Genomic DNA, 16654 nt, shown 5'->3' on the forward strand with positions numbered 1-16654 from the left:
ATTTCACTACTTCCTCATCAACATTTTCAGACGCTCTTCACCCATCTGCAGAAGGTCGCCCGGCGATACTTCATTAATCGGCGGCAGATAGCGGTTAATATTCGGATCCATGTACATCGTATTAACCGCGTTTCTGAATAACTCTTCATTATCTGAGTAACTCGTTTTAATATCTTTAAGCAATGCTATCTGCTCTTCATTATTATAAGAAACCTTAATATTATCAATCCAGACGAATTGTGAAATATTCACTTCATCTTCCTGCAGCAGCTCAATCAGTTCAGCATAATCGCCTTTTGAAATTTCATCTTCCCCGTCGTAGTTCAGCTGAAGGTTAACGATGTATTTACTTTGTTCACGAAGACTCTGTTTAAACTCGACGATTTGCTGGTACAGCAACTCTTTACGCAATGAGTCAGTATCCAGCTCCAGATTTTCAAAGATGACTTCCTGAACAGGCACAAAGTTTGCCGATAAAGAAACATCGTCTCCTTCGACGAGCAGAAATCCTTTTTCTCCGGTTTCGTTTTTATGACGTCCCTGGATATTTCCGGAATAGTGAACCTGCGGCATATCGGACAGCTGTGAACGCACGTGAATATGTCCAAGTGCCCAGTAGTGATACAGTTTGTTGTTCAGTGCTTCAAGGTTAAATTCCGTATAGCGCTTCGCATCGTATTTTGTTTTCGCATACGTTCCGTGCAGCATACCGATATGAATTCCGCGGTTATCTGTGTTCGTCGGGTACTCATCCAGTTTGTTCTCATATGATTCATCAAGGAGATAACTGAAGCCGTGCAGGTAAATACGTTCACCTTTTGAGCTCAGCATTTCATATGTTTCAACATTCTCTTTAAACACTGAAACATTATCCGGCCACGTCGTTTTAAATCCGGAAGAAATCGGATCGTGGTTTCCGTGAATCATATAGACGAAAATCCCCTTCTCTTTTAATCTGTTAAATTCTTTCTTCAGAAAAATTTCAGATTTTAAAGAACGGTTTGCCTGGTCGAAAACATCGCCTGAGATAAGCAGAAAGTCCACATTCTCTTTAATGGCAAAATCGACCATTCGCGTGACGCTTTTATATGTACTTGTCATTAATATATCGAGTATATTGTTTGGCATTTTGGACCGGGATTTAAATGGACTGTCCAGGTGCAGGTCTGCCGCATGGATAAATTTAACCATTGGGTTCACCATTCCTTCTCAAAAACTCTATTCCTCAACATTATAACAAAAAAGAGAGGCCGGCACGGCCTCTCAACTGATATTTTTAATTATTGATTGTTAATTTCATAAAGCTCTTCGATAGGCTTCATGATTACACGGTTTAAGTTCTGGATAAGCTCACTCATTTTCTGTTCAGCTTCCATTAAACCTCTAATATTTTCATCATTTTCAATTTCCTGAGCCGAGTTTTGAGCTTTTTGAATTTCTTCTTCTAAAAGTTCTTCACCCTGCATTTGTTTTTGCTGTAATGTCATTTGAATATCTCTAAATTCATCAAACAATTGTTTTGATTCAGCGTTGTTGTTTACCTTGCTGTAAAGTTCCTTCATTTGCTGAAATTCTTCTGATTCGCGTAATGCTGCTTCTAGAGCATTCGCCTGATCTTGTACGTTAGTCATTAATATAAAACTCCTTTAAGATTGATAGTGTTACATTAACACAAATTAACTATTTAGAAAAATAATACTAATATTCCTTGTGCAACACCGACGATTCCGCCGAGTACATAGCCGAGCATCATAATCATTTTGAATTCTTTATTCGCGACATCCATAACGAGATCTTCCAGTTTTTTTAATTCAAAACTGTCAATCTGTTTTTTAATCACTTCAGCGAGCTGCAGCTTATTCATTATCTTGCTCATGTTTTTCCCTGAGTACTCGATAAAGTTATCTTTAAGCTTAAATTTGCCTTTTTCTTTAAAACGGTCAAACATCTCTCTGTTGAAATCAGTAATCGGTGTATTCAGTATTTGTCTGATATCAATTTTCTGCTGCATAACTTCTATAATACTGTTTAAAATATTATCAAGATCGGAACCGGTAACCAGTTCTGACAATCCGCTCTGTTTCAGCTTGCCGTACTCATCTTCGATTACGCGTGTTTCAATATCGATCATCTTCTCCTGCTGAATAAGCTTCAGCAGCTCCGACTGAACGCGTTCAGTGAGTGATTCCTTTGTCATGACATATTTTATGCTGCGTGCAATACGTCCTCTGTTTTCAGTGAATTCGTCGACCATCGTATAAATATCCCGGTATCCTTTATCAGAAGAAATATACTGGATGATTTTTTCGTTTATATCGTAAGCTAGATGCGAGACTTTATTGTCTACCGCATTCAGAGCGTCATCAGGCATAATATCATCAATCGTTCTGACGTACAGCTTCTGTCCTTCTTCTGTTACTTTTAAACGTATCTCTTCATTAAACGAATGTACGATTTTATCTGTCAGTCCGGCGGACAGCCGTTCGAGAAAATAAGACGGGGTCAGACGTTCTGTTTCGATAGTTTCTATCTGTCTGTCAATAAAGTGCATAATCAGTTTATCAGTTTCCGGACTTTTTAATTTCTCTTCGAACACTTCCGGTGTTAACAGATGCCCTGTAATAATTTCGCCGAGCTTAGTTGACGCTTCGTCGCGCCTCAGCGGTATAACACCCGGTGTGAACGGCAGCCGTTTCCCGAGTAAGTATTTTGCTTCGTAAGGTCTGAAAAGCATTTTAATTGCGATTGTATTGGTCATTCCCCCGATTAAGGCACCAATCAGCGCCATCATGAGAACCTGAATTATTGGATTCATTCTTATTTCACCCCTTGTTCAACTTAATAACTATATATTACTTTTTACAGAAATAAAAGAAAAAGCACCCTCACGGGTGCTTTAATTTATCGATTGCTCTTGCGCTCGAAGTAAGTTCTTATTTCACGTTCAATATATGATGCATGAACCGGCTGGTTCTCTGCATTTAATACTCTGTAAATTGAATTCGTTTTGTTGAACTCCAATTTATAGCCATTGTTTGATTCTAGCGTTTCCCAATATATATTCTCTTTTTCGTAATTGGGGTATATTGCCGAGCCTCTTGATAAAACCTGTGTAAGCTCCAGTGGATCGCCGCCAAAAATATTCGTCAGTACTTCACTATCTCTAAACAGTGCACAAAGCGAGACACAAGTTGTCCAGTTGGGTAATATTCGCTCTTTTTCTATTTGTACCAGCGTTTTTTTGGATAATCCAATGGTGTGGCTCATAGCATCCTGAGTGTATCCAGCCTCCGTTCGAACTATCTTGAACTTAGACTGTAGAATCTCTGTAAATTCCTGCTTATCCATTAAAATCGTCCCTTCACAGCACCGCGATTAAAACTTAATCAATCATGCTTGTATATCAATTTACCTGTAATACATTGTAAATGATAATGATTACAAATTAAAGAGATTATGAAAAAATTCACTAATTATTCACTATTGAACATTTTCCTTTCATTATACTTAAAGAAATTAAAAAAAGGAGTATGAAAAACAGCTGTTCACTGTCTTTCATACTCCTTACAGTTTCAATTATTTGTTGACGATTTTACCGTCTACGTATTTGCTTGTGCCTTTAATGAACTTGCCTTCTTTAACATTCTGCTGATGATCGATAACAAGTGCGATAGATGCATCACCTGTAATGTTGACCACCGTACGCGTCATATCTAAGAGACGGTCAATACCTAGGATAATACCAATTGCTGCAGGATCAAGTCCTACTGCAGTTAATACCATTGCCAGCATTACAAGGCCGACTCCCGGAACACCCGCCGTACCGATACTTGCGATTGTTGCAACAATTACAACTGTCACCATCTGGCCGACAGTTAAATCAATACCTGACAGCTGTGCGATAAATACTGTCGCAACACCCTGCATAATTGCAGTACCATCCATGTTTACTGTCGCACCTAAAGGCTGTACGAAACTTGAGATACTCTTACGGATTCCAAGTTTGTTCTGTGCTGTTTCGAGTGATACCGGTAATACAGCACTTGATGATGATGTACTGAATGCAACTGTCATTGCAGGTGCAAACATTTTAATGAACCATACGAAGCTCTTCTTTCCGAGGAACTGTACTACAGAGCCGTACACTACAGCAAAGTGAATGAACAATGCAAGCAATACACAGATGAAGTACATACCGAGCTGCTGGATTGCGCCAAACCCTGCTTGTGTAAATGCAGTGGCTACGAGACCAAATGCACCAAGTGCCGCAAAGTATTTCATGATTGCCAGAACAATCCACATTATAACTTCATTAGCCTGTTCAAAAAGTTTTACGATTCCTGCTGCTTTTTCTTTAACACCGATTAATCCGACCCCGATGAAAATTGCAAATGTAATAATCTGAAGCATATTCTGATCTGCCATTGCCATGAACAGGTTATCCGGAATAATATTAATTAAAGTCTGGTCAAACGTTGTCTGCATAGCGAGCTCAGTATCTCCGCCTTCAAGTTCTGTTGCGCGGTATTCCGATACTTCTTCAGTATTCAGTAAGTCCGCCTGTCCTTCACCCGGTTTAAGTACTAATGCAACAGCAATCGCAAGTGAAATTGCAATTGCTGTTGTCGTTAGATAGAACAGCATTGTTTTAATACCGATAACACCAAGTTGTTTCGGGTCACCGACACTTACTACACCAAGGACAATCGAAATAAATACAACCGGTACTACTACCATAAAGATTAAATTTAAGAATATCTGCCCTAAAACGTTAAATATGTATTGATCAATCCACTGGACCCATGCAGCGTCCGCCATTGTATTAAATATTGAACCTATTGTAATACCCGCAATTAAAGCGATTACAATATACAATGTAAGTTTGTTTCCAATTTTCATATGTGTATCCTCCTTAACTGTTAATTCATTGAATATGTATACTAGTATACTTTGAATATTGGAGATTTGTCTATAAAATTTAATATAATTTTATTGTCAAACCGCTACATCACGCATGGTTAAGCGTTTTCATGAGTTAAACTTTTTTATCACTTTGCATTAAAAATCGATAATATTGAATTTAATTGCATAAATAACTGCCTGAGTACGGTCTGAAACTTCCAATTTATTCAGAATATGACTCACATGTGTTTTAACAGTTTTTTCGCTGACAAAAAGAGCCTCACTTATTTCTTTGTTCGATTGTCCTTTAACTATCTCCTTAAGTACTTCGGTTTCTCTTTTGGACAGTATATTTCTTTCATGAGGGAGGTTTCCTGTTTCATCGATTACTTTTGAAATATCCGGATGAACCACTCTGTCTCCTTCTATTACATTTTTAATCGACTGTATCAGTTCATCGACATCCATTTCCTTTATAATATATCCGTCAGCTCCTGCCCGAAATACGGGACGGATATATTCTTCACTCGTGTAACTGGACAGCACAAGCACCTTAATATGCTTGTATTTTTCTTTAAGCTGCCTGGTCAGTTCAATGCCGTCCATTTCCGGCATGACCAGATCAGTCAGCACAAGATGGACATCATCATGGCTGTTCTCAAGGTAATCCAGTGTTTCTGCACCGTTATCAAAATCTTTCACTACATTAATATCCGTTGTCATTGATAATAAAAATTTCATACCTTCTCTGACTACCTGATGGTCATCCGTCAGTATTATGTTATACATACAATTACCTCCCGAGTTTTATACGTGTAATCAATGTGCTGCCCTGCCCTTTATCCGACTCTATTATGAGCTCGCCGTTCATCTTCTGTACACGTTCATGCATATTGGTGAGACCGTGGCTGAGACCAATCTTTTCAGCCGGTATAAATCCTCTGCCCTTATCACTTATAACGAGCATCAATTCTTCATCTGTTATCTCAAGCAGTACTTCTGCATCTTTCGTGCCTGCGTGCTTTCTAATATTATTAAGCCCTTCCTGTACGACCCGGTACAGTTCAATTTCCATTTCATCTTCAATGTTGTAAAATCCGTTCACGGAAATCTCCAGATTTAAATCCAGAATTTTAGCGTAATGTTTAACTGCTTCAATAATACCATTCTCGAGTCCGATCGGTTTTAACTGCCAGATTAGCGCCTTCATTTCATTCATAGCATATTTCGATGTGTTTTCTATGCGTTCAAAAGCAAGACTGCTCTGCTCGCTGTCTTGCAGCGCTTTTGCCGCATGTGAAGTAATACCGATGGAAAACAGCATCTGATTGACCGAATCATGCAGTTCGCGTGCGAGACGCTGGCGCTCTTTAATAATCATATTTTCTTTTTCGCGTGTTGTTAAGTCCAGCCGCTTTAACGTGGACCCCAGTTGAAATGCTACGGATTCCAGCAGATCCAGTTCATCTTTTTGAAACTCTGTGCTGTACGGGCTCGCTACGTTTAACATACCAAAAGATTCATCACCGGAAATCAGTGGTACAGTTGCGTGATGAGTAATATTATCATTTTCATTCGGCATTTCGCGCGCTGCTTTTTCAAGCCGTGAGCAGGCAACGATATTCGTTGCATTGGACAGCTCGCCCTTATTAAACTTATTGACACACCAGCATTTATCGTTGCATAAGTATGTATGATTATCGTGCTGCAGTGTCGGCGGTAATTGATAATGTGCACTCAGTTCATGTTTTCCGTCATCTTTAATAAAAAAGATCCATCCCGTTTTAAAGTTCGAATGGTCGATGAGCATCTTCAATGCGCCGTCAATCATCGACTGGCGGTGTGTTTCTGTATTTAGAAACTCAGCAATATCTTTTAACAGCTGTAATTTGCTTTTCATGATTTTTACCTCACTTAAATAAATTGTAAGAAATTTGTTACACTTAATACAGTCAATAACACTTATAATAAAAAGATAGTTGCAAAACAAAAAACGAAAGGTCAGGCACTGATATGAAAAATAATAAGATATACATGCAAATGATCTTTATCGTGTCGTTAGTCGCTATGCTCGGTTCTCTGTATTTCAGTGAAATCAGACTGTATGAACCATGTGAGATGTGCTGGTATCAGCGTATTCTCATGTACCCTGTTGTACTGCTGTCGTTTATCGGGCTCATTAAAGACGACATCAATGTGAGACTCTACGTCCGTGTAATGAGCGGTATCGGTTTAATCGTCTCTGCATACCATTACGGACTGCAGAAAATTCCTGCACTGGGTGAGAGCGCCAATGCTTGTATGGGTGTGTCCTGTACAGTACAATATATAAATTGGGCTGGATTTATTACTATCCCGCTTCTTGCGCTGACTGCATTTATCATTATTTTCATTTTATCATTTTTAATTAAAAAAGATTAAAGAACAGGAGCTTAAAATTATGAGCAACAAGATTTTTTACGGTATTATCGGTTTAATCGTCGTTGTATTTATCGGCGTGTTTATTTTTATGAACAACCAGACATCAGATCCGGAAAGCTTAAGTGATTCAGGATACTATCCATACACGGATAAAGAGCCGGACGAACTGACAGGTCCAACAATCGACCTGCTGGATAACGAAAACTATCAGAGCAACAAAACACCTGCTGAAGTTGAAGAGATTGTAAATTCAGGAGAAGGCGAATTCGTCTATTTCTGGAGTCCGACATGTGTTCACTGTCAGGAAGCAACACCGCTTCTGACTGACGCACTCGACAGCATCGACGGCGAAGTTACACAGCTTAATGTTCTGGAATACGAAACCGCATGGGCTGACTGGAAAATTAACTCTACACCGACACTGATTTACTTTGAAGACGGCAAAGAGGTTGAACGCTTAGAAGGCAACCCGGGATCAGCTGAAGGCTTCGAAGAATTTATGACAGCAACAGCAGGAGAATAATATGAAATTTAACGTACCCGAGAAATTTAATGGTTCAACATTGGAAGCAATGCTTATCGCGCTTCATATTCCTAAAAAAGAACTGCACTGGCTGCGCATGTCCAAAGACATCATTATTAATGAAGAAGTACAGCCGGTTAAAGCAGTGCTTAAAACAGACGACGCAGTCACACTGCCCGACTTCAGTGAACCGAGAAGTTATAAAAAGAGTTCAAAAAAAGCAGATATTCTCTTCGAAGATGAAAACCTGCTTGTAGCATCAAAACCGCCGGGCCAGAAAGTTCACCCGAACGAACCAGGCGAGCATAACACGCTGGTAAACGACGTTATTAATACAGTCGACAGCGAATATATCGAACCGGTACACCGTCTTGATGTTGATACGACAGGCCTTGTACTGATGGCTAAAAATGCGTATATGAAAAAAATGCTCGACTATATGCTTAGCGAAAATAAAATTAAACGTATTTATAAGGGGCACGTAAAGAAAAACAGTAAAATAACACCTCAGAAAATCAGCGCTCCCCTTGGTAAAATGCCGCACACAAATATTTTCCATGTAACGAGAACAGGCAAAGATGCAGTTACTCATATCATTGGTAAAAAAGTGACGGATAAATACGAAGAACTGACAATACAGCTGGAGACGGGGCGTACGCACCAGATCCGTGCGCACATGAAACACTTAAACGCCCCGCTTGTTGGAGATAAACTGTACGGTGGACCGCCGTCACCTTACCTTCACCTGTATGGCTACAAAGTATCTTTCAATCACCCTGTCACAGAAGAAGAAATCAGCGTTACGCTGGATGTATAAATAGAACCTGCCTCCCCGCTTTCTGGGAGGCAGGTTTTTTTGATGCTGAATTTTGTAATTTTGCGTTGGGTTTTGAGGACCTGAGGACGATGTTGAAGTTATGAGGGACACGGTGTAGCTTGTCGAAACTACGAGGGACACCGACAGTCAGCCCTCCCCAATCGAAAACAGCCAAAAAAACAGCACCCTCATCAGGTGCTGTTACAATTCACAGTTACACATCCTGCTTTCTGAACCGGCTCTTAATCCGTTCCAGAATATTGCTGTGTTCGTGCAGTAATTCTGTTTTCTTCTGTTCACCGTTTTTGATTGCACGCTTCATGAGTTCTTCCTGAACGCTTAACGGCGGCAGATCGTTTTTAACATATTCGTATGTGCCGTCCGGCATCTGCATACGGGCTTTCACATTGTCTTTTAAGAACAATTCGTTAACTTCGATTAATTCTTCAACAATTCTCGGATCGTTAATCGGGAATAAGATTTCCACACGTTTAATCATATTTCTCGTCATCATATCCGCTGATGATAAGAACATCTTCTTATCGCCGTTGTGATAGAAATAATAGATTCTTGAGTGCTCGAGGAATCTGCCGACAACACTGATTACTCTAATATTGTCGCTGACTCCCTCTATCCCCGGTTTCATTCCGCATATTCCGCGGATAATAAGATCAACTTTAATACCTTCCTGAGAGGCCTGCAGCAGTTTATCGATTATTCTCTTATCCGTTAAAGAGTTCATCTTCGCAAAGATATAACCATTGCCATATTTTTTATGGCTTTCAATTTCAAGGTCGATGCGTTCTGCGAACATGTCGCGGATTTCAAACGGTGCAACGTGCAGTTCTTTATACTCCGGTTTAAGCGAATAACCGCTTAAGTAATTAAAGAAGTTTACAGCATCGTCGCCGATACGCGGGTCTGTCGTAATAATCCCCATATCCGTATACGTTTTAGCTGTTGAGTCATTATAGTTACCTGTTCCCAAATGAACAAACTTAACAATTTTTTTATCCACTTTTTTAACAACCAGCGTAATTTTACTGTGCGTTTTTAAGTAGTTCATACCGTAAATGACGTGACATCCCGCATCTTCCAGTTCTTTTGCCCAGTGAACGTTATTTTCTTCATCAAAACGGGCTTTCAATTCAACAAGAACTGTAACCTGCTTGCCGTTTTCAGCTGCCAGTTTTAATGATTCAATAATCGGTGAGTCACTGGATACACGGTAAAGCGTCTGCTTGATTGCGAGTACGTTTTTGTCTTTCGCAGCCTGCTGTATAAACTCGACAATCGGCTGGAATGATTCATACGGGTGATGAAAAAATATATCTTCTTTCAGCGCCGCCTCATAAACATTGCGGTTGCCTAAAAACTTCGGCTGCTGCGGGAAAAAAGGTTTAAACAGAAGCTTTGGAAATCTGTGCTTCAGTTTATCCGTCAGTTCAAACAGAAACGTCAGATCAAGCGGACCGTCAAAACGATAAACGTCTTCATGATGCAGCGAGAGCTGCTCTTCAAGAAACGAGCCGTTAATTGTTATGTCGCGGCTGCGGTCAATTTCAAGACGCACTGCCGCTCCTTTAGTACGTTCTTTTAAGAATCGTTCGATTTCAATTAATAAATCGGCCGCGCCTTCTTCATGTATCGTTAAATCGGCATTTCTCGTAATTCTGAACGGGAATGTTCTGTCGATCTTATAACCATTAAATAATTTATATACATATTCTTCAATAATATCCTCTGCAAGAACAAAATATGTCTTGCCCTCATGCGACAATTCATAAAATCTCTTGATTACTGTCGGCAGCTGTACAATTGCTGTCTGTTTTCCCAGTTCATTGGATAAATCCACAAATATATTTATTTTTTTATTCATCAGTTTTGGAAATGGACGGTATGCATCAATGCCGAGAGGTGTTAATGACGGTAAAATTTCTTCGTCAAACAGTTTCTCAAGTTTATCCTGCAGCGACTGATGCAGCTGATGCGGTCTCAGTAAAAAGACATTCAGTTTTTCCAGTTCATTCATCAGTTCATGATACATATCATATTGAATCCGGCAGTTTTCACGGTTCAGTTCACCGATACCGTGCAGCTGTTCTTCCGGAGTCATTCCTGTTTTAGTATCCGGCTCAGCGTAGTTCATCTTAACCTGGTCTTTTAAACCGGCTACCCTGACCATAAAGAACTCATCCAGGTTAGAGCTTGTGATTGCTATATATTTCAATCGTTCGAGAAGAGGATTACGCGTGTCGCCTGCTTCTGCCAGTACTCTGTAATTAAATCGCAACCAGCTTAGTTCGCGGTTGTTGTAATAAGATTTATCATTTAATTTATAAGCCATTATAATCCCCCTGCCTCTCACAATTATAGCTTCTGAATATTAAGATTCTGTAAATTCTATCCACAAATCTCCGCCGAGTATTTTCTCTATATGTTTCTTCTGGCGCACCGAATGGTACTCTTCTGCAATCGGGTCCCCGTTGTACTGAATATTCAATCTGAAGTCGCCGTCCTGTTTCGATAACTGCAGATTATCAACGATTTCTGTATTGGAAATGTTCAGTGCATTGGCGAATTTAACGAGCGAGCCGAGAGATTGAATCTCATCGAGCTCTTCATCGTTAAACCAGCCTGTTTCCTTCGCATAGAAATCAAGCAGTGTTTTGTTTTTATAGCTGGCAATCAGAGCAAGTCTGACCCGGTCTCGGTGACCGATTCCATTAATATTACTGTTGGAAATTAAATAATACGTATGCTGACTCGATGCATCCCTGTCGATAAAGTCCCCTAAATAATATATCCCCGCTGCATGTTTCATAATCATTTTATTCGTGCGGGACAGCGTTATAATATCCAGGCGCTCAAGTTCATGATACAGACGGTCCACGATTTCAGTACGTTTCTCCGTATCAGTCGGGTCCAGGTTGAAATCATTTGCAAGCTGTTCAATTGAGTCTTCGAATACTCTGTACTTATTAAATGCTACAGGATATTCCTGACTGAAAAGTCTCATCGCCATTCCTTCACGCAGCCCTTTACGGCTGAATTTGAATTCTTTAGCGCCGACAACATCAAGCAGTGTTCTGAAGACGATACTGCTCGGCAGAATAATATCTGCACGGTCTTTACTCAGCCCGTCAATATCATCCAGATTTTCTGTATCAGTTTTCTTAAGAAGTTTATAAACATCCTGCAGACTGTTTCTGCCCATCGTGTAGCCGTGAACACCGGCAATCGGATAGCTGATCATCGACTGGTGAATGCGCGCAATGTTACGCGCACTCCCGCCGATAGCGAGAATCGGCACCTTACGGTCACGCAACCAGTTTACTTTATTAAATTCTTTTTCTACAAACTGTTTTGTTTTTTTAATTGCTTCTTTATCGTTATGTTTTCTGCCTTCAAAAAACATTGTATTCAGTGTGACAACACCAAACGATAAACTCGTACGGTAGACAATTTCTTTATCTTCGTAAAAAGTAAGCTCTGTACTTCCCCCACCCATATCGATTGTCACGGCATCATAATAACTGATTGTATGGACAGCTGCTTCAAATCCAAGCGTCGCTTCCTCTTCACCGCTAATAATCACTGCATCAAGATCAAGTTCTGATTTAATGCGTTCAATGATATCATCACGGTTTTCAGATTGCCTTATAGCAGCTGTTGCCACCGGATATATCTTGTTTATATGATATTTTTCCGAAATCTGTTTAAAACTGTTCAGGATTTTTAATAACGCTAAAATACCCTCTTCAGACATATAGCCGTCATCATCGATGTACTGGGCTAAACGTGCAGGTGTTTTAATGTTTCTGATTTCCTTTATGCCGTGTTCTTTAGTGTATTCAAAAAGTACCAGTCGGATCGTGTTGGATCCGATATCTATTAAGCTTATTTTTTTCATCGAAAAACTCCTACTCTTTAGAGTGAATCATGTCTTCCGGTCTAATCCATTCATCATACTGCTCTTCTGTCAGCAATCCTGAATCGAGCGCAGACTCTTTCAGCGTGATTCCTTTAGCATGTGCATTTTTAGCAATCTTCGCAGCATTTTCGTAACCGATGTGCGGGTTTAATGCCGTAACGAGCATCAGTGAGTTGTTCAGGAATCTGTCGATGTTTTCGTGAATCGGTTTAATTCCTACTGCACAGTTGTCGTTAAATGTATTCATACCGTCAGACAGCAGGTAAATTGACTGCAGCGTGTTATATAAAATAACCGGCTTAAATACGTTCAGCTCGAAGTTACCCTGTGATGCACCGAAGCTTACAGCGGTATCGTTTCCGAATACCTGTGCAACTACCATAGTCAGCATTTCCGACTGTGTAGGGTTTACTTTACCAGGCATAATTGAAGAGCCCGGTTCGTTTGCTGGAATTTCGATTTCCGCAAGACCTGCGCGAGGTCCCGAAGCTAACCATCTTACGTCGTTTGCAATCTTCATTAAGTCTGCAGCAAGCGCCTTTAACGCACCATGTACATAGACAACTTCGTCATATGAAGTTAATGCGTGGAACTTGTTTGGTGATGAAACAAATTTAAGACCTGTCTGCTCACCAATTTGTGCAGCTACTCTGTCGCCGAATTCAGGATGAGCATTGAGTCCTGTTCCTACAGCAGTACCGCCGATAGCAAGGTTGCCAAGCTGCTGCTTGGACTGATTGATCATCTCTTTGGATTTCTCAAGCATGTATGCCCAGCCGCTGATTTCCTGGCCGAGTGTTACAGGAGTCGCATCCTGAAGGTGCGTACGTCCAATTTTAATAATGTCTTTATACTCTTCCATTTGTTTTGCGAATGTACCGTGCAGTTTTTCAAGTGCAGGAATCAGCTGATGTTCAACTGCCTGACTCAGTGCAACGTACATTGCTGTCGGATAAGTATCGTTTGAACTTTGTGATTTGTTTACATCGTCGTTCGGATGTACAACTTCATCACTGCCCTGGTCTTGTAAATACTGGTTTGCAACGTAGCTTACAACTTCGTTGACGTTCATGTTACTTTGCGTACCGCTTCCAGTCTGCCAGACAACAAGCGGGAAATGCTCGTCCAGTTCACGTGCAATTATTTTTTCGCATGCAAATACAATCGCATCTTTCTTCACAGAAGACAGCTTTCCTAAATCGCTGTTAACAATCGCAGTTGCTTTCTTTAAGTGAGCAAATGCCACGATAACTTCGATCGGCATCTTTTCCTTACCTACCGGAAAGTTCTGACGGCTTCTTTCTGTTTGAGCGGCCCAAAACTTATCCGCAGGTACCTTAATTTCACCAATCGTATCGTGCTCAATTCTAAATGACATACAAAAATCCCCCCGAAATATAGTAATCACCTAATAGTTTATACTATATTGCGAAAGGATTCATTAAGAAAAGAGTTATGCGAACTTATAAGTGTAATATTCTACGATATCTTGGTCTAAATCTCCTGCAGCTGACTTATCCATCACTACAGTTACCATTCTGTGGTTCTTAATTTCACTCAGTGAACTGTTACCTGTCAGATTTGCATCGTAGAGATTTCTTACGACTTCGCTCTTATCTGCACCTGACGCAAAGATAAAGAGTTCTTTCGCTTTAAACAGTTCATCGTTATCATTGTTGAAACCAATTTTTTTATTCGAGTTTAAATTGAGCAGTGCAACGTTTACTTTTTTCTTGCCTTTATCATCAAGATCATCGGCAGTACCGCCGCTGTTTAATTGAGATGAAGGAATATCAAGGTTTTTGAAAACATCCAGCCCGCCTCTGCCTACAGAAAATATCTGCACTTCAGATAAATCAGCAGGATGATTCTTTACTTCACCGACAAACTTTTCATAAGCCTGTGATAAATCTTCATTAACATCCAGCGCTAAAATACTTGCCGGGTTGTTGTGAATCTGTTTGCGTAATAAATCCGCGACAAAGATGTCTGCGAGTTCCTTAGTTTCAAATATTTTTAAATTCATTGCCATAATTTTTATCCTCCAATAATCGTCGCATTGTAGTTTAATCTTATATTACCCTAAACGCTGTTTAAAATAACCTAATCTTGATAAGAAACGTAAATTAATAATGTGAAATTACTTTTTTTACAGGAAAGCCTTTTTAATCTTCGTGATATGGTTTATAATAAATGTAATTAATATAAGTACTGGAGGCAAATCAATAATGAAAGCATTTCTTATTTTAATGGTTTGTGCAGCCTTCCTGACTTCTATTCTTACAGCAGGTCGCGAAACCGACTGGGGATATAAAGACGACGGGGAGACAAAAATTAGAGAATAATTTTATTCAATAAATTTTTTGAACTGAACAGCATTGTGCTGTTCAGTTTTTTTTATGGATTTTGAGAGTATTGGTGTAAGTACTTATTTTCGAGTGCGCCGGCGTATCACCGCCATCACCACTGCCTTAAAAAATCCCAATCCAGATAATTGAGAATTATTATCAATTAATATATAATAATATGTAACCAGCATACATATTAAGCAGTATTAAGGAGAATGTATTCATGCAGATTTATTGGAGTAAACTGACAGATGTTGTTACCGAGTCGCCGGAAGTTAAGACTTTCTTTTTTGAGTGCCCTGAAGATTATACATGGGAGGAAGGTTCTCATATCCACCTTGCATTTGAAGGATTTAATACCGGTGAAAAACCGGATCGCAGCCTGATCAGGCATATGTCTATTTCTACTATAAGAGATGAAAACACAATAGGCATTACAACACGCATCAGAAAAGAGCCTTCAAAATTCAAGCAGATATTAAACGCTATGGAAATTGGCAGCGAGGCGGCTATTTTCAAAACGCATACAAACGTACCGTTAAAGCGTGAAAATAAAAATATTTATATGCTTTCGTCAGGTGTCGGTCTTGCTACATTCAGACCGCTCGCTCTCGAATACCTTAATAACAATAATAATATCACTAAAGTACATTCATTAAATATCGATTCATCGAAAGATTATTTATTCACTGATATTTTCGAATCATCAGCTGAAAAAAATCTGACTGCTCATTTCGTCAGCAGCCGCGATGAATATTATCAGGAAGCTGAAAAACTGACAGCAGATAAAGACGCTCTGTTTTATGTTGTCGGCAGTGATGAGTTCTTAAGACAGAACATTGAATTACTGCTCAAACAGGGCATTCCAAATTACCAGATCATGCTCGACAAGCACGAAAGCCAGAGAGAAAAATTATTTGCCAACTAAAAAAATTCCCTGCAGAACTTAATTCTGCAGGGAATTTTTTATTTACTGACCTAAAAATCCTTGTTCCTTTAATACCGTGTCTACATCGAGACGCTGTTTCTTGCTCAGCATACCGATAACCTGTTCGCTCCATTTATCGGCGCGTCTGCCGTCAGTTCTCTCACTGTAATAATCGCTGATACGCTGATCATAAGCCTCGATATCACTTTGAACTTCATCAATTCTCTGATACGTATTTTCGTGATATACCGCTTCAAAAGGCAGTCTTTCTTTCTGCGTTCCTTCGTCTTCAGGGTATCCTGCAACCATTCCGAATAGTACAAATGCACCTTCAGGCAGCCCGAGAATTTCCCCGGCTTTTTTAATATCGTTGCGCAATGAACCGATATAACATATTCCCAGTCCCATGCTCTCAGCAGCTACAGCCATATTTTGAGCTGCAAGACTTGCGTCTACAACACCGACAATCAGATTTTCTGTTTTATCGTATGCAATTTCTGCTTCTGCCTGTTCAGCCAGTTCTTTATGACGATAAAAATCTACAATAAATACGAACAGGTGGCCGTTATGTTCCACATAGCTCTGTGTACTGATTTCACGCAGTGCTTTTTTCTTTTCGGGATCAGTGACACCCATAATTGAATAAGCCTGCACGTAGCTCGATGTACTTGCACTTTGTGCAGCGCCTACAAGTGTTCTGATTGTTTCCTCAGATAGTTTTTCATCTGTAAATTTTCTTAAAGAGCGGTGATTATTTAATAACTTTATAACATCATTCATC

General features: G+C 39.8%; 16 protein-coding genes. 4 read left to right on the forward strand and 12 right to left on the reverse strand.

What is annotated here, in order from left to right; all coding sequences use genetic code 11:
* Positions 1-6: 6 nt before the first annotated feature.
* The 7 genes from HNR41_RS06140 to HNR41_RS06170 form a co-directional block, all read right to left on the reverse strand.
* Positions 7-1191, reverse strand: a complete 1185-nt coding sequence (locus tag HNR41_RS06140; RefSeq protein ID WP_184282715.1) for a metallophosphoesterase family protein — start codon at positions 1189-1191, stop codon at positions 7-9.
* An 89-nt stretch (positions 1192-1280) separates the two neighbouring features.
* Positions 1281-1631: a YlbF/YmcA family competence regulator gene (locus HNR41_RS06145; protein ID WP_184282717.1), complete on the reverse strand. Its 351-nt coding sequence runs from the start codon at positions 1629-1631 to the stop codon at positions 1281-1283.
* 53 nt (positions 1632-1684) lie between these two features.
* On the reverse strand, positions 1685-2815 hold the full coding sequence (locus tag HNR41_RS06150; RefSeq protein ID WP_184282719.1) for a DUF445 domain-containing protein: 1131 nt from the start codon (positions 2813-2815) through the stop codon (positions 1685-1687).
* 86 nt (positions 2816-2901) lie between these two features.
* Positions 2902-3348 (reverse strand): XRE family transcriptional regulator XdrA, encoded by a 447-nt coding sequence (gene xdrA / locus HNR41_RS06155; RefSeq protein ID WP_184282720.1) that lies wholly within the window; start codon positions 3346-3348, stop codon positions 2902-2904.
* A gap of 228 nt (positions 3349-3576) precedes the next feature.
* Positions 3577-4899 (reverse strand): dicarboxylate/amino acid:cation symporter, encoded by a 1323-nt coding sequence (locus HNR41_RS06160; RefSeq protein WP_184282722.1) that lies wholly within the window; start codon positions 4897-4899, stop codon positions 3577-3579.
* 159 nt (positions 4900-5058) lie between these two features.
* The gene (locus HNR41_RS06165; RefSeq protein WP_184282724.1) at positions 5059-5691 is read right to left on the reverse strand and encodes a response regulator; all 633 of its coding nucleotides are present in this window, start codon (positions 5689-5691) and stop codon (positions 5059-5061) included.
* 4 nt (positions 5692-5695) lie between these two features.
* A complete protein-coding gene (locus tag HNR41_RS06170) occupies positions 5696-6802 on the reverse strand; it encodes a GAF domain-containing sensor histidine kinase (protein ID WP_184282726.1) in 1107 nt (368 codons plus the stop codon).
* Between the two features lie 113 nt (positions 6803-6915).
* Here HNR41_RS06170 and HNR41_RS06175 point away from each other — a divergent pair, with 113 nt between their 5' ends.
* Genes HNR41_RS06175 through HNR41_RS06185 form a run of 3 tightly spaced genes read left to right on the forward strand, consistent with a single transcriptional unit; the run spans position 6916 to position 8663 of the window.
* Positions 6916-7323, forward strand: coding sequence for a disulfide oxidoreductase (locus HNR41_RS06175; RefSeq protein ID WP_184282728.1), 408 nt, complete (start codon positions 6916-6918; stop codon positions 7321-7323).
* Positions 7324-7342: 19 nt separating this feature from the next.
* A complete protein-coding gene (locus HNR41_RS06180) occupies positions 7343-7846 on the forward strand; it encodes a thioredoxin family protein (RefSeq protein WP_184282730.1) in 504 nt (167 codons plus the stop codon).
* A gap of 1 nt (position 7847) precedes the next feature.
* The gene (locus tag HNR41_RS06185; protein ID WP_184282731.1) at positions 7848-8663 is read left to right on the forward strand and encodes an RluA family pseudouridine synthase; all 816 of its coding nucleotides are present in this window, start codon (positions 7848-7850) and stop codon (positions 8661-8663) included.
* 214 nt (positions 8664-8877) lie between these two features.
* On the opposite strand, the gene HNR41_RS06190 is transcribed toward HNR41_RS06185, so the two are convergent.
* From HNR41_RS06190 to HNR41_RS06205, 4 genes are all read right to left on the reverse strand, one after another.
* A complete protein-coding gene (locus tag HNR41_RS06190; RefSeq protein ID WP_221432852.1) occupies positions 8878-11010 on the reverse strand; it encodes an RNA degradosome polyphosphate kinase in 2133 nt (710 codons plus the stop codon).
* A 39-nt stretch (positions 11011-11049) separates the two neighbouring features.
* The gene (locus tag HNR41_RS06195; RefSeq protein ID WP_184282733.1) at positions 11050-12576 is read right to left on the reverse strand and encodes a Ppx/GppA family phosphatase; all 1527 of its coding nucleotides are present in this window, start codon (positions 12574-12576) and stop codon (positions 11050-11052) included.
* A gap of 10 nt (positions 12577-12586) precedes the next feature.
* Positions 12587-13975 carry a class II fumarate hydratase gene (gene fumC, locus HNR41_RS06200; RefSeq protein ID WP_184282735.1) on the reverse strand — a complete coding sequence of 463 codons (1389 nt, stop codon included), beginning with the start codon at positions 13973-13975 and terminating at the stop codon, positions 12587-12589.
* 75 nt (positions 13976-14050) lie between these two features.
* A complete protein-coding gene (locus HNR41_RS06205; RefSeq protein ID WP_184282737.1) occupies positions 14051-14629 on the reverse strand; it encodes a hypothetical protein in 579 nt (192 codons plus the stop codon).
* Between the two features lie 539 nt (positions 14630-15168).
* Between HNR41_RS06205 and HNR41_RS06210 the strand changes: the two genes are divergently transcribed.
* Positions 15169-15873: a dihydropteridine reductase gene (locus HNR41_RS06210; protein WP_184282739.1), complete on the forward strand. Its 705-nt coding sequence runs from the start codon at positions 15169-15171 to the stop codon at positions 15871-15873.
* Between the two features lie 42 nt (positions 15874-15915).
* Here the strand turns inward: HNR41_RS06210 and nfsA are convergent, their stop codons facing one another.
* Positions 15916-16653, reverse strand: coding sequence for an oxygen-insensitive NADPH nitroreductase (gene nfsA, locus HNR41_RS06215; RefSeq protein WP_184282741.1), 738 nt, complete (start codon positions 16651-16653; stop codon positions 15916-15918).
* Between the last annotated feature and the right edge of the window lies 1 nt (position 16654).

The sequence above is a fragment of the Jeotgalicoccus coquinae genome (assembly GCF_014207425.1).
Taxonomy (GTDB): domain Bacteria; phylum Bacillota; class Bacilli; order Staphylococcales; family Salinicoccaceae; genus Jeotgalicoccus; species Jeotgalicoccus coquinae.

Bases quoted from the DNA above. Each gene is read 5' to 3' on its own strand.
- fumC (WP_184282735.1), bottom strand. From the start codon at position 13,975: ATGTCATTTAGAATTGAGCACGATACGATTGGTGAAATTAAGGTACCT.
- nfsA (WP_184282741.1), bottom strand. From the start codon at position 16,653: ATGAATGATGTTATAAAGTTATTAAATAATCACCGCTCTTTAAGAAAA.
- HNR41_RS06210 (WP_184282739.1), top strand. From the start codon at position 15,169: ATGCAGATTTATTGGAGTAAACTGACAGATGTTGTTACCGAGTCGCCG.
- HNR41_RS06180 (WP_184282730.1), top strand. From the start codon at position 7,343: ATGAGCAACAAGATTTTTTACGGTATTATCGGTTTAATCGTCGTTGTA.
- xdrA (WP_184282720.1), bottom strand. From the start codon at position 3,348: ATGGATAAGCAGGAATTTACAGAGATTCTACAGTCTAAGTTCAAGATA.
- HNR41_RS06140 (WP_184282715.1), bottom strand. From the start codon at position 1,191: ATGGTTAAATTTATCCATGCGGCAGACCTGCACCTGGACAGTCCATTT.
- HNR41_RS06170 (WP_184282726.1), bottom strand. From the start codon at position 6,802: ATGAAAAGCAAATTACAGCTGTTAAAAGATATTGCTGAGTTTCTAAAT.
- HNR41_RS06185 (WP_184282731.1), top strand. From the start codon at position 7,848: ATGAAATTTAACGTACCCGAGAAATTTAATGGTTCAACATTGGAAGCA.
- HNR41_RS06175 (WP_184282728.1), top strand. From the start codon at position 6,916: ATGAAAAATAATAAGATATACATGCAAATGATCTTTATCGTGTCGTTA.
- HNR41_RS06160 (WP_184282722.1), bottom strand. From the start codon at position 4,899: ATGAAAATTGGAAACAAACTTACATTGTATATTGTAATCGCTTTAATT.
- HNR41_RS06150 (WP_184282719.1), bottom strand. From the start codon at position 2,815: ATGAATCCAATAATTCAGGTTCTCATGATGGCGCTGATTGGTGCCTTA.
- HNR41_RS06165 (WP_184282724.1), bottom strand. From the start codon at position 5,691: ATGTATAACATAATACTGACGGATGACCATCAGGTAGTCAGAGAAGGT.
- HNR41_RS06190 (WP_221432852.1), bottom strand. From the start codon at position 11,010: ATGGCTTATAAATTAAATGATAAATCTTATTACAACAACCGCGAACTA.
- HNR41_RS06195 (WP_184282733.1), bottom strand. From the start codon at position 12,576: ATGAAAAAAATAAGCTTAATAGATATCGGATCCAACACGATCCGACTG.
- HNR41_RS06145 (WP_184282717.1), bottom strand. From the start codon at position 1,631: ATGACTAACGTACAAGATCAGGCGAATGCTCTAGAAGCAGCATTACGC.
- HNR41_RS06205 (WP_184282737.1), bottom strand. From the start codon at position 14,629: ATGGCAATGAATTTAAAAATATTTGAAACTAAGGAACTCGCAGACATC.